Annotated in this window: 15 protein-coding genes; 2 read left to right on the top strand and 13 right to left on the bottom strand. The window is 44.4% G+C overall.

Features of this window, described 5'->3' with window-relative positions; translation table 11 throughout:
- Nucleotides 1-362: 362 nt before the first annotated feature.
- Entirely contained in the window at nt 363-593 is a 231-nt protein-coding gene (locus Q9R46_RS27535; protein WP_090924652.1) for a hypothetical protein, read from the bottom strand.
- A gap of 170 nt (nt 594-763) precedes the next feature.
- A complete protein-coding gene (locus tag Q9R46_RS27530; RefSeq protein ID WP_311282497.1) occupies nt 764-1,381 on the bottom strand; it encodes a stage II sporulation protein M in 618 nt (205 codons plus the stop codon).
- 122 nt (nt 1,382-1,503) lie between these two features.
- Here Q9R46_RS27530 and pdaB point away from each other — a divergent pair, with 122 nt between their 5' ends.
- Complete coding sequence (pdaB, locus tag Q9R46_RS27525; RefSeq protein WP_311282496.1) at nt 1,504-2,280, top strand: polysaccharide deacetylase family sporulation protein PdaB; 777 nt, start codon at nt 1,504-1,506, stop codon at nt 2,278-2,280.
- A 116-nt stretch (nt 2,281-2,396) separates the two neighbouring features.
- Here the strand turns inward: pdaB and Q9R46_RS27520 are convergent, their stop codons facing one another.
- Nucleotides 2,397-3,011: a KinB-signaling pathway activation protein gene (locus Q9R46_RS27520; RefSeq protein ID WP_311282495.1), complete on the bottom strand. Its 615-nt coding sequence runs from the start codon at nt 3,009-3,011 to the stop codon at nt 2,397-2,399.
- A 125-nt stretch (nt 3,012-3,136) separates the two neighbouring features.
- On the opposite strand from Q9R46_RS27520, the gene gerD reads away from it, so the two are divergent.
- The gene (gerD, locus tag Q9R46_RS27515; protein ID WP_311282494.1) at nt 3,137-3,889 is read left to right on the top strand and encodes a spore germination lipoprotein GerD; all 753 of its coding nucleotides are present in this window, start codon (nt 3,137-3,139) and stop codon (nt 3,887-3,889) included.
- A gap of 144 nt (nt 3,890-4,033) precedes the next feature.
- Here gerD and Q9R46_RS27510 read toward each other — a convergent pair whose 3' ends face one another.
- From Q9R46_RS27510 to rpsK, 10 genes are all read right to left on the bottom strand, one after another.
- Nucleotides 4,034-5,137, bottom strand: a complete 1,104-nt coding sequence (locus Q9R46_RS27510; RefSeq protein ID WP_145336454.1) for an Mrp/NBP35 family ATP-binding protein — start codon at nt 5,135-5,137, stop codon at nt 4,034-4,036.
- Nucleotides 5,138-5,215: 78 nt separating this feature from the next.
- Nucleotides 5,216-5,971 carry an N-acetylmuramoyl-L-alanine amidase CwlD gene (gene cwlD, locus Q9R46_RS27505; protein ID WP_311282493.1) on the bottom strand — a complete coding sequence of 252 codons (756 nt, stop codon included), beginning with the start codon at nt 5,969-5,971 and terminating at the stop codon, nt 5,216-5,218.
- Nucleotides 5,972-6,039: 68 nt separating this feature from the next.
- Nucleotides 6,040-7,209, bottom strand: a complete 1,170-nt coding sequence (gene sat / locus Q9R46_RS27500) for a sulfate adenylyltransferase (protein WP_311282492.1) — start codon at nt 7,207-7,209, stop codon at nt 6,040-6,042.
- 118 nt (nt 7,210-7,327) lie between these two features.
- Nucleotides 7,328-8,020 (bottom strand): phosphoadenylyl-sulfate reductase, encoded by a 693-nt coding sequence (locus Q9R46_RS27495; protein ID WP_145336460.1) that lies wholly within the window; start codon nt 8,018-8,020, stop codon nt 7,328-7,330.
- Nucleotides 8,021-8,812: 792 nt separating this feature from the next.
- On the bottom strand, nt 8,813-9,205 hold the full coding sequence (rpsI, locus tag Q9R46_RS27490) for a 30S ribosomal protein S9 (protein ID WP_090924661.1): 393 nt from the start codon (nt 9,203-9,205) through the stop codon (nt 8,813-8,815).
- Between the two features lie 19 nt (nt 9,206-9,224).
- Nucleotides 9,225-9,662, bottom strand: coding sequence for a 50S ribosomal protein L13 (gene rplM, locus Q9R46_RS27485; RefSeq protein ID WP_024633564.1), 438 nt, complete (start codon nt 9,660-9,662; stop codon nt 9,225-9,227).
- 205 nt (nt 9,663-9,867) lie between these two features.
- Nucleotides 9,868-10,641: a tRNA pseudouridine(38-40) synthase TruA gene (truA, locus tag Q9R46_RS27480; protein ID WP_145336462.1), complete on the bottom strand. Its 774-nt coding sequence runs from the start codon at nt 10,639-10,641 to the stop codon at nt 9,868-9,870.
- 160 nt (nt 10,642-10,801) lie between these two features.
- Nucleotides 10,802-11,167 (bottom strand): 50S ribosomal protein L17, encoded by a 366-nt coding sequence (rplQ, locus tag Q9R46_RS27475; protein WP_017692102.1) that lies wholly within the window; start codon nt 11,165-11,167, stop codon nt 10,802-10,804.
- 34 nt (nt 11,168-11,201) lie between these two features.
- On the bottom strand, nt 11,202-12,146 hold the full coding sequence (locus Q9R46_RS27470) for a DNA-directed RNA polymerase subunit alpha (RefSeq protein ID WP_024633566.1): 945 nt from the start codon (nt 12,144-12,146) through the stop codon (nt 11,202-11,204).
- A 136-nt stretch (nt 12,147-12,282) separates the two neighbouring features.
- Nucleotides 12,283-12,678 (bottom strand): 30S ribosomal protein S11, encoded by a 396-nt coding sequence (gene rpsK / locus Q9R46_RS27465; RefSeq protein ID WP_123067258.1) that lies wholly within the window; start codon nt 12,676-12,678, stop codon nt 12,283-12,285.
- Nucleotides 12,679-12,681 lie beyond the last annotated feature (3 nt).

Below are 12,681 nucleotides of genomic sequence, written 5' to 3'. Positions count from 1 at the left end.
TGCAGAATGTTCACTCACTCGTTGTTCAGTTTTCAAAGATCAAACATAATTTGAGGCGTCGTTTTTCATGTTGTCGTCGTTTCAGCGGCGACTTTTATAATGTAACACATCCACGTTTTCTTTGCAAGCATTTTTTCAACCGTTTTAGTTCATGTCTTATAAATATGCTTGTCCAATCAAACGGCTCCTTAAAAATGGAACGAAAATTAATTTACCATATAGTTTCGAAAAGGTCAACCCTATTTCGACAAATAGGTTGATCATTCCCTTTAGCAAATGGCGAATACAATGAGAGGTGCATTCTCTATCTAGAGAGCTACACCTCTCACCATAACGTTTAAACTTATATGTTCAGCTTTATTTTATAGCTTGGAGTTTTTTAACTTACCGCCTCTTGCATACTTGGATAACTCTTTAGGCGGGGCAAACCTTGCATACATACGGAATACTGTTTTATACCGACTCGCTATAGCATATTTAATCTCTTGGTCAAGACGGTGGTCACTTAGATCAAACAGCATCTCATCCAACTCTTTGCGTAATACATAGTCCAGCTCCTTGCATTCCTTCTCGTTAAATAGCATACCCAGCATTAAGAGTTCTCCTTTTTGTGCATAGCCTCTATAGTCACACTCGTCTTTCAGCATCTTCTTTTGTTGAACATCTCTCTCTTTGTCTGCACTGCTGAAACCCGTTTTATTGTTATGGTCAAATTATTGGGAATTTATGAATGCTGGGTATCACAAAATTTCCACAAGTAATTTTAACCTCTCACAAGCGCATATGTGAGTGTGCTCTCAATAACCGCTGCAACCAGAAGCAAGACGACTACCCAAAAGCTCGCTGTTAACGTCATATTCATGTACTCTTTCCACCGAGAGCCGATCATAGCCCTTTTTTCGCCTCCCAGTTGCGCCAGACTCCGCACGACCAAACCGCCGAACCTCAATCCAAATGCACACGCAATAATAATAACCGGGATTTCGATAATGCCATGTGGAAGAAGCCCCTTCACGACAATATCAAAAAAGCTTGCCCCATAATTCATCGTGGTATGAACAACAAAGCCAAGTACCATCCCGTTGATTAGCAGAAAGATAATTGGCAAGATTCCGAAGAAAATCCCTGCATAGATAACCAGTACACTTTTAATGGCATTATTGAAAAAGATAAGCAAGAAGAAATTCCACTGCACATTTCCTCCTTGCTCCAACTGCTGACTGATTTGGCGAAGCCCTTCAATCTGCCCTAACAGCAACTCTTCTAAGGGGCCTGTGCTCAACCACCCTGCTCCTATACCCACAGCGAACAACATAAATGACCAGATTAATGCTCCCCTAATCTTACCCATGTCTCTTATAAATGTACTGAATTTTAACATAACAACCTCCTGTAAAACGAAATGATGGACAAACAAAGATGTAAAACGAATAACTGGACAGTACGAGCATACATTGAAAAGTAAACAAGCATTTCTTTATTGGGAGAGGGGCGCTTAGCGAAATGAACTCGTTCTATGTATTCAGCGGCAAAAAGATCAAACGTAATCTGATTGTGCTCGTTGCTGCCATTTTTGCAATTGGTATTATTTATTTGGAAAGTGGCAACGTGTCAGTGTTCTCGGAAGAAGCACCTTCCGCCGTCTACAGTGTACCAACCGACAAGAAGGTCATTGCACTTACCTTTGACATTAGCTGGGGTGATAAACGTACCGAACCGATTCTTAAAGTTCTTCAGGAGAACAAAGTACAGAAGGCTACCTTCTTTCTCTCCTCACCATGGAGTAAAACCCATCCAGAGATTGTTAATGCCATTAAAGATGCAGGCTATGAGATCGGTAGTCATGGACATCGGCACGAAAACTATACTAGCCTGACTGAAGAGCAAATCCGCAAGGAAATTATGACAGCTCACAGCATTTTAACCGATTTAACGGGAAAAGAACCCAATTTGCTACGATTGCCTAATGGAGATTTTGATAAACGCGTGCTTCAGGTTGCGAATAGTCTGAACTATCAAGTTGTACAATGGGATACAGATTCTTTGGATTGGAAAAACCCCGGGGTACAGACAATCGTTGATCGTGTCGTCAGCAAAGCACATCCTGGTGATATTGTCCTGTTGCATGCCAGCGACTCATCGAAACAAACCCATGAGGCACTTCCAGCCATCATCGACAAATTGAAAAATCAGGGCTATGAATTCGTGACCGTATCTGAACTGCTCAACCATTCAAGTGTAGAGGGTAAGGAAGTACGAGATCAAGCCAGCGGCCAATAATACGCGTAAACAGTTGAAAAAGAGCTAACCTAGTTAGCTCTTTTTTGTATTTTTCATCGTTATGAAAACCTTAATCATGTGTATGACCCTTCAACTCTTTTATGCCCAACATTCGTTCAACGACTCGGAGCAGGGGTCACAGCAGCTTCTTTTGAGCTATCGACCAGCTTGTGCAGGATCAGCATCTGATATGCATTACATAACAGCAAAGGGATCACAATAAAGACGGTGGCTGCATTAACGTCAATACGCAATACACCAATCGTTTCCACTGCAGTCACGGCTATCATGAAGAAGAGCGTTGGTACTAGCGCAGAGATATGTGTCTGTTTCACTTTCACGTAAGCGGTAACAATTGCAGTCGCCAAAATGATCAGTCCCAGCACAATGTCCGAGATACGCTCTCGTCCTCCTCCGACAAATAAACGCAAAAACATGAGGTCCAACAAAGCTAGCACAGTCAGCACTACCTGCACAATCTGCCATCCGCGTCTTGGGAATACACCCTTGCCCATATAATTCAAGATGAGATATGCAAAGAAACCCATTTGTGAATATACGCTAATCATCACTCCGGAGCCAAACAGAATCAGTAGATACAGCATAAAATCAGCAATTCCGTTCATTTTTTCTCCGTTTACCAACATCATAATCAACCCTGTACCTAATGCTCCTGCGGCACCAATAAGCAAGGCTGTCCAAAACAGGAAAAACCATCTACGCAAATTCAAATGTTTTCCACCCCCGAGAGTTTATTTTACCAACCTTCACAGCAAAAAACCATCATTGCTCAACATATTTCCCCCTTTCCCATCACATACTACATCCAGTATCTAATCAAGGAGGGATTGTACACATGAAACGGCCTATATGGCAGCTATGCTGCGTTGTATTGGGGCTATCCGTCATGCTCGCCGGCTGCGGTTCAGATCAGAGTTCTTCGCCTCCTCAGGGCAGTTATAAAGAGATGAAAACGATGGTCGTAGATATTTTGAAAAGTGATGAAGGCAAGAAAGCTGTTGAAGAGGCTCTAACGGGTCAAAGCTCCTCTGGCGGCGGTGGAGGCAGTGGGTCAGAAGAAGGCGGAAGCTCTGGTGGTGGATCGGGAACGGTGGGGATGAAAATGTTAATGCCAATGCAATCTTCGGAACAAATACGTATTGCCGTAAAAGATACCATAACCGCTCCTGAATACCAGAAGGAATTCGAAAAAATTATGACCGATCCGCAATTTGCCGGTGAATTCGCCAAAGCGATCAACGGACAAAGCAAACAACTGCATATGCAACTTATCAAAGATCCGACGTATCAGAAGTCGATTGGGGATATCATGAAATCTCCTGAAGTATCCAAGATGTTCATAGATATGACCAAAACCCCGGAATACCGAAAACAAACGATGACCGTTATGCAGGAAGTGATGCAAAATCCGTTGTTTCGCATGGAAGTTCTTACTTTGCTGAAAAAAGTGGTACAAGAAGAACTCCAGCCCAAAACAGAGAGCGGTGGCGGGCAAAAGGGGCAGGAATCCGGTGGTCAGGACGGGGGAGATGGTGGCAGTGGTGATTCTGGAGGTGGAGACTCCGGTGGTGGCGGTGGAAGTTCATAGAACTACAACAATGATCCAAGTTCTACAAGAAGATAAATGTTGATAAGTCTCAATTTCCAAAGTTGAGATCATGTGAAAAAGCCTGCATCCAAAGGACGCAGGCTTTATTTATAAGCACATTAAATTTTAATCACATAAAAAATCTCATTCAAACTTAGACTCAATCGACTTGGCTACCTCGTCATATATGGCCCCTATTGTCGTCTCTGCCTTATACACAGACGGTGAGAAATCCGGCTCGGAAGGATGGTTATCCGGAGCACCTAATGGAATCTGGGCAAGCAACACTGTGTGCAAGCTTTCGGCAAGACGTCCGCCCCCTCCACGACCAAAGACATACTCTTTCTCCCCACATTTACCACATTCGTAGTACGCCATGTTCTCGACCACACCTAACAGCTCATGTTCCGTTTGAATGGCCATCGCTCCGGCACGCGCCGCTACAAAGGCTGCAGTGGCATGTGGGGTCGTTACAATGATCTCTTTGCTCTGTGGCAACATCTGGTGCACATCAAGCGCAACATCTCCGGTGCCTGGTGGCAGATCCAGCAACATATAATCCAGCTCGCCCCACTGAACATCGGTGAAGAACTGACGTAGCATCCGGCCAAGCATTGGGCCGCGCCAGATCACAGGGTTATTTTCCCGAATGAAGAAACCCATAGACATTACTTTGACTCCAAAACGTTCGACCGGTTGAATCACTCCGTCCTCAACGACAGGGTATTCCTCAATCCCCATCATATCCGGCACACTGAAACCATAAATATCAGCATCAATGAGACCGACTTTCTTCCCTTGACGAGCCAAGGCTACAGCCAGGTTAACGGTGACCGTTGATTTCCCTACGCCCCCTTTACCGCTAGCTATGGCAATAAAACGAACTCCCGACTCAGGACTTAACAGCTCATGTCCATCGAGACCAGCCGCATGACCTTTTACAAGCACTTCATCCTCATCTTGCTCTTGCTCCACTTGTCCCAGGTTAAGGCTCTGACGGTCATGCTCTGACGCTACTCGTGTGCGGATATGTACATCCTTCACTCCATGCTGGGATAGCAGGTTACGCGCAGCATCCGTTAAAGCGGTTGCATCTTCTGGCCGATTCTCCAGTGTCACCATACTTAAGGCCACATGGTGTTCTTTCACCATAATGTCACGAATCCATCCAAGTTCCGCTAAGCTTTGTCCTAGCTGCGGTTCCTGTAATGGCTGTAAAAGTTCAAGTATCTGTTCTTTTGATAACATCAGACAGCACCTCGGTTTTATCTATTGGCATGTGTTAGGTATGCTGTTCCAATTATAGCACTACCTTTCTTCTTATGACTAACTTTTCGGACGTTCGCCTGAAGCATATCGGAGAATACCGTTATAAATAGACGCAGCTACTTTCCGTTGATACGTTTCTTCAGCAAGCAGACGAGCCTCTTCGGGATGGGACAAAAAGCCGACCTCAACGAGTGCTGACGGGATTTTCAGAGCCTGAAGCAGATAAACGGTACTTACCGTTTTCGCTATACGATCTGTATTTTCCAGATTCCGAATCATTTCGGCTTGTAGCAGATTTGCAAGACCTTCGTTATCAGGATGATTAGGCGTGTAGAAGACTTGTGCACCGCTCCAACGATTAGATGGCACACTGTTCATGTGAATGCTGATAAATAAATCCGCTTGTTTATCCTCAATCTGTCTTACTCTCTGTTTGAGATCCTCTGTCTTACGTCTGGAGTACCCTCTCGTTCCCTCGTCGGCCAAATCCTTATCGATTTCACGAGTCATCACAACAAGAGCTCCTGCCTGTTGCAGATAGTCTCTGACATACAGCGCAATGGACAGATTGATATCCTTCTCAATAACTCCCTGCCTGCTCACTGCTCCCCCATCTGGCCCGCCATGACCTGCATCAATAGCGATCACTTTGCCAGCCAAAGGCAGACTCCAATATCCTGACGTTTTGGCCGAGGGCATCTCATACGAAACTACTGCTACAAACATAGCCAACAAACACAGGCTCAGCATAACCCTCTTCACTGTTTTTAACCGGACCCAGACTACCAGATGTTTCTCCATGTTTTTGCGCATAAAAAAACCACCTCGTCCCTATAAATGACTCTAATCATCTATATGGGACAAGATGGACAAATATACCCTTAGGAATGGACTTGCTCTGCCATCCCCTCAATCAACACCTCAGCAACCTCAGGACGTGTAAATTCTGGCGGTGGACATTCACCATTACGCAACAAACCACGTACCTTGGTTCCCGACAAAGTCATATGATGTTCCTTATCATGAGGGCAGGTTTTGCTGGAAGCCATATTTCCGCATTTGGTGCAGAAGAAACTGTGTTCAAAGAACAGTGGTGTAATGCCCAATTCCTCAGCCGTAAAATTAGAGAAGATCTCTTGTGCTTCATAGGTTCCGTAATAATCACCTACACCAGCATGATCACGCCCTACGATAAAGTGGGTGCAGCCATAATTTTTACGTACCATGGCATGGAAAATGGCTTCACGAGGTCCCGCATACCGCATTGCAGCCGGGAACACGCCCAGAAACGCACGATCGGCCGGATAATAGTTCTCCAGCAGTACCAGGTAACTCTTCATACGCACATTTGCTGGAACATCATCCGATTTAGTCTCACCCACAAGTGGATTCAAGAAAAGTGCATCAACGATTTCCATTGCACTTTTCTGGATGTACTCATGTGCCCGGTGGACAGGATTACGTGTCTGAAAACCAACAACGGTTCTCCAGCCCTTTTCCTGAAAAATTTTGCGTGTTTCAGCCGGATCGTAATAGAACTCTTCGAACTTGGCCGGTTTTGGACGATTCAATACTTGAATTGGACCTCCTACATATGTTGCAGGACGCTCCAGCAGTTTTTTTACACCCGGATGTTCAGGATCATCCGTTTTGAAAACGCGGCGTGCTTCCTCACCCTGATCTACCTGATAAATGCTTTGAACCTCAAGTAAGCCGTACGTTACACCATCCGCTTCACCAACAAGAGCTACCGTCTCACCTTTGCGAAGGGAAGCAGCCTGTTGATCATTTACAGCTAGTGTAATCGGTATACTCCATACGGTGCCATCTGCCAAACGCATTCGGGATACGACAGAGAGATAATCTTCTTCATTCATGAATCCTTGAAGTGGTGAAAACGCGCCTACGCCAATCAAATCCAAATCTGAGATCGTCCAGGTATTAATCTGCAATGAGTTCAAGTTTTTGCTTTTCTGCAATAGTTGCTCACGTTCTTCTCCTTGTACGACACGCTGTACCAGCGCACCTCCATGAGGCAGAATCGAAGTCATCTTGTCAGCTCCTTATTAAAACATCCGATATTTTGATGCAAACCGCATTATAATTTAAAAAATAGTTTAACTTGAAAAAGACATTTGAACTATCATGCCAGTACTCTATTCATGCAGCTTATTTATGCAATCCGCATTCCGTTTTATCATTGCCAGACCAACGTCCCGCACGCGGATCTTCACCAGGCATAACCTGCCGTGTGCAGTGCTCGCAGCCGATACTTGGGTAATTCTGATCATGTAGCGGATTATATGTCACGTTATTAGCACGGATGTATTCCCACACATCCTCACTCGTCCAATGAGCAATCGGGTTAAATTTCATCAAACCAAACTTCGTATCATATTCGACCTTTTTGGCATTGGCACGAGTAGGTGCTTGATCTCTACGAATACCTGTAATCCATGCATCATACTGCGATAGAATACGTGTCAGGGGCTCCACCTTACGAATGTTACAACAAGCATTGGGATCGGATTTCCATAATTCTTCTCCATGCTGAGCAGCTTGTTCTTCCGGTGTGATTTTTGGCGATACTTTTACAAACTCAAGATTGTACTTTTCTTGCATCCGATCACGCGTATCATATGTTTCCTGGAAATGAAAATCTGTATCCAGATAAAAAACATCAGTAGATGGGCTAATTTTTTGCAACATATCTACAAGTACAACATCTTCTGCACCGAAGCTGCACGCAAATGTGATATTAGGAAATGTTTCAACCGCATAGCGAATAATATCTTCCGGGCTTGCGTGCTCCAGTTCCTCTGCTTTTGTACGAGCCAATTCTTCCTTTTCTAACAAGTTCATTGTTCAATTTCCCCCATTCATGATCTCCAAACCAAACAAAACCGACTAATCTAATATGAATTATGTATAGTATAAATCTTTCACTCGCGATGTCAATGCCTGCCATCTGGTAAATTACATCAATTCTACTCACAACAAGCAACATAAAAACACTCAATTTTTAGTGCTCATTAGGCTTCCAGATAAGATATAGGCAAAACGATACAAAAACCTCATGAACGTAACTTTAAAATACTTGAGATCTTAAAGAGAAAAAAACGTTGCTATTGTTGGATTCTTGGGATGATCGAAGAAACATTTTGCATCATTAGACAGCGTATCCTGTCTAAACACCATCCCCATTTTGAGCATACTGAAAGCCTGGGTCTACAACTCCGTCTAATAACAAAAGTAAGAACCCTTTATCGTATTCATAAAAAAGACTGATATCACAGACATGAGAAAATGATAATGATCTGGAAGAATGGTATTACTAAAACGGCTAAGATTTGTGTGAGCATAATTAAGATTAGATTATACAGATAATCAAGCTAAGAAAGGGAAATTGAGGATGGACATAGACTAATGAATTTGAATTTCATTCGAAATATGGAGTTAATATAGATATGAATTAGCTTAAAATTCAAGGATATACAAAACTAATGCTACATCTATTATCTTGGAGCCCTGTCTTTCTCTCAATGGGAATCGTATTGCATTTACGTTAACGTTAGTATATACAAATGATACACATAGTCTCTTCGTAAATAAAACGAAAAAAGTCCTTGGCCGAAGCCAAGGACTTTGAAAATCTTAACGTTTGGAGAACTGAGGTGCGCGACGAGCCGCTTTAAGACCGTATTTTTTACGCTCTTTCATACGTGGGTCACGAGTCAGGAATCCTGCTTTTTTCAGGGATGCACGGTATTCTGGATCTGCTTTGAGCAGAGCGCGGGAAATACCGTGACGGATAGCGCCGGCTTGACCGGAGATTCCGCCACCATGAGCGATAACCAAAACGTCATAGTTAGTGAGCGTTTCTGTCAAAGTCAGTGGTTGTTTTACGATCAGTTTGAGTGTTTCCAAACCGAAGTATTCATTAATATCACGTTTATTGATGACAATGCGTCCTTCACCCGGTACAAGGCGAACACGTGCTACCGAATGTTTACGACGACCTGTCCCATAGTATTGTACTTGTGCCATGAAACTGTCCTCCTTTTAATTAACCGCGAAGTTCGTAAACTTCTGGTTTTTGTGCTGCGTGTGGATGCTCAGTGCCTCTGTACGCTTTAAGTCTCAGCTTCATTTTCTCGCCCATGCGAGTTTTAGGAAGCATACCGCGAACAGCCAATTCCAACATACGTTCAGGTTTGTTTTTAACCATCTCTTCTGCAGTAGTTACTTTCAAACCACCTGGGTGCATCGAGTGACGGTAGTATTTTTTACCTTGCATTTTTTTACCAGTCAATACAATTTTCTCTGCATTGATGATAACAACGAAATCGCCAGTGTCCACATGTGGAGTGAATTGTGGCTTATGTTTGCCGCGAATCAAAGCAGCTGCTTCGCTCGCCAAACGTCCGAGGGTTTTGCCTTCAGCATCAATGATGTGCCATTGGCGCTCAACTTCGTTAGGCTTCGCCATGTACGTAGTACGCATGAAAAGTTCCTCCTTAAATGTTCAAAATCATCATTTTTCATTTATCTTCGTTCGTTAAGTGATAACTTTAGGTGTTGATGGATAGTTGTTGCGATGTGAACATCTTAATTGGGGCTGTGGGAAAGCCATTAAGAAAACACAACTTTTATATTACATGATAGGAGACTAAATCGCAAGTATTATTTGAGCTTTTTACTCACCAAATTTAATCTTTTTTGTATTCAAGATCCCAGAGCATTAAACCACAACTCACTGCAGTTGGTCCCGCAGCAGAACGGTTGCATGCAGCAATCATATTCGGCACATCAGAGGCTTTCCGCTTGCCCTCTCCGATCTCCAGCAGTGTCCCTACAATGATCCGCACCATATGTTGCAAAAAGCCATTACCACTCACATAAATGTGAATGACACCCTGATCGCGAGGATGGTCCCTGCACATTGAACGGTCCACTTCTATCCATGCTTCGTATACCGAACGTACATGATTCTCTTTCTGAGACTTGCGTGAAGCAAAGGAAGTAAAGTCATATGTGCCTATGAAATGACGCAGGCCCTCTTCCATAGCAGCGACGTCCAGCTTGGCATGATGATGATGCTGCAGTCTTCTGTTAAAGACATCCGGGAATTGGTTTGCATTGACCGTATATCGATAGGTTTTCTTTTTCGCCGCATAACGAGAATGAAAATCTAGCGGTACCTCCATTGCATCAATAACAACAATGTCAGATGGCAATCTGGAGTTGAGTGCAATACACCAACGTTCCACCGGAATCTGGGACGCTGTAGGAAAATTGAAGATTTGTCTGCGGGCATGAACGCCTGCATCCGTTCGTCCTGACCCCGTGATTTTTACCGTCTCACCAGTCAACGCACGAATAGCATCCTCAAGGTGGTCCTGAATGGTATTACCTCCTGGCTGTACTTGAAAGCCGTAGTAGGCCGTTCCATCGTAAGTTACCGTCATACATAAGTTGCGCATATTACCACACCTTTGTTCCATACTATACATAACCCTATCCCGAACAGCAAAAGAAGCCCCTTACGGAGCTTCATTTACAGCACGAATTCCGAAATGAAGAGAAAAAAAGGGTTTACCCAGAATCTTGGACTCTGTCCCCTTTCCTCATCTCACATCTGTATTACGCGCGGTCTACCAGTTCCAAGTAAACCATAGGCGCTGCGTCACCACGACGAGGTCCCAGTTTCAGGATACGTGTGTATCCGCCTGGACGCTCAGCGTAACGACCGGACAATTCGCTAAACAGTTTTTGGATTGCATCTTGCTCACCATCGATAGTTTCGCGGCGAACATATGCTGCCACTTGGCGACGGGCATGAAGATCTCCCTTTTTCGCTTTAGTGATCAGTTTTTCAGCAATAGAGCGAACCTCTTTTGCTTTCGCTTCAGTTGTCTGAATGCGCTCATATAAGAACAGGTCGGTTACCAGGTCACGGAACAAAGCTTTACGTGCGCTGGAATTACGGCCCAACTTTTGGTATGCCATTGTTTTCCCTCCTTCACTTCAAGCACTCAGCTGTCTATTCTTCTGTACGTAGTCCCAAACCCAGCTCCTCAAGCTTCTCTTGAACTTCTTCCAAAGACTTGCGTCCGAGGTTACGGACTTTCATCATGTCTTCTTCCGTTTTCGTAGTCAGCTCTTGTACGGTATTAATACCAGCACGTTTGAGGCAGTTGTAAGAACGAACAGAGAGATCCAGCTCTTCGATCGTCATTTCGAGTACTTTTTCTTTTTTGTCTTCTTCTTTTTCAACCATGATCTCTGCATCCTTCGCTTCGTCTGTAAGACCCACGAAGAGCATTAGATGCTCGGTCAAAATTTTAGCGCCAAGGCTTACAGCCTCTTCAGGACGAATACTTCCGTCAGTCCAAACTTCCAACGTGAGCTTGTCATAGTTGGTTACTTGGCCTACACGCGTATTTTCCACAGCGTAGTTTACGCGGCTGATCGGGGTGAAGATGGAATCGACAGGGATGACGCCGATCGGCTGGTCATCGCGTTTATTCCGATCTGCCTGGACGTAGCCGCGACCGCGATTGGCAAAAATACGCATGTGAAGTCTCGAACCTGGTCCAAGCGTAGCAATGTGAAGATCCGGGTTAAGGATTTCTACATCGGAATCAGCACGAATGTCTCCAGCCGTGATTGCTCCTTCGCCTTCAGCATCAATCTCGAGCACTTTCTCCTCGTCAGAATGAATTTTGAGCGACAAAGCTTTCAGGTTAAGGATAATCTCTGTAACATCTTCCATTACGCCAGGAACTGTAGCAAATTCATGCAGAACGCCATCGATTTGAACCGAAGACACTGCCGCACCCGGCAGTGATGAGAGCAAGATTCGGCGAAGCGAGTTTCCAAGCGTCGTACCGTATCCGCGCTCCAGCGGTTCTACTACGAATTTCCCATAGGTGCCATCATCGTTGACGTCTACCGTCTCAATTTTCGGCTTTTCGATTTCTATCACTGCAATACCCCTCCTTCAAAACGTCGGTCCTCTATGAAACATTTACCTTCTCTTGCGAAAACATGTAGTAGTATGCCTAAACAACCATTATTAGCAGATTGTGCCGGAAGTATACCACACGCAGGGGCAAATCTCATTAGACACGACGACGTTTTGGAGGACGGCATCCGTTATGCGGGACTGGAGTTACGTCTTTGATCAGGTTAACTTCAAGACCAGCAGCTTGCAAAGAGCGGATCGCTGCTTCACGGCCTGCGCCTGGTCCTTTAACCATAACCTCAACGGATTTCATCCCATGCTCCATTGCAGCTTTGGCAGCTGCCTCAGCAGCCATTTGTGCAGCAAACGGAGTCGATTTACGGGAACCTCTGTACCCGAGTCCGCCGGAACTTGCCCACGAAATTGCATTTCCGTGAGGATCCGTAATAGTAACGATAGTATTATTGAAAGTGGAACGGATATGTGCCACGCCAGATTCAATATTTTTACGGTCACGACGTTTAGTACGTACGACTTTTTTCGGTTTAGCCATTTT

The sequence above is a fragment of the Paenibacillus sp. RRE4 genome, from assembly GCF_031844205.1.
In the GTDB taxonomy this organism is placed as follows: domain Bacteria; phylum Bacillota; class Bacilli; order Paenibacillales; family Paenibacillaceae; genus Paenibacillus; species Paenibacillus xylanexedens_B.
The sequence above is the reverse complement of the archived record's forward strand: the minus strand, read 5'-3'. Positions and strand labels throughout refer to the sequence as shown.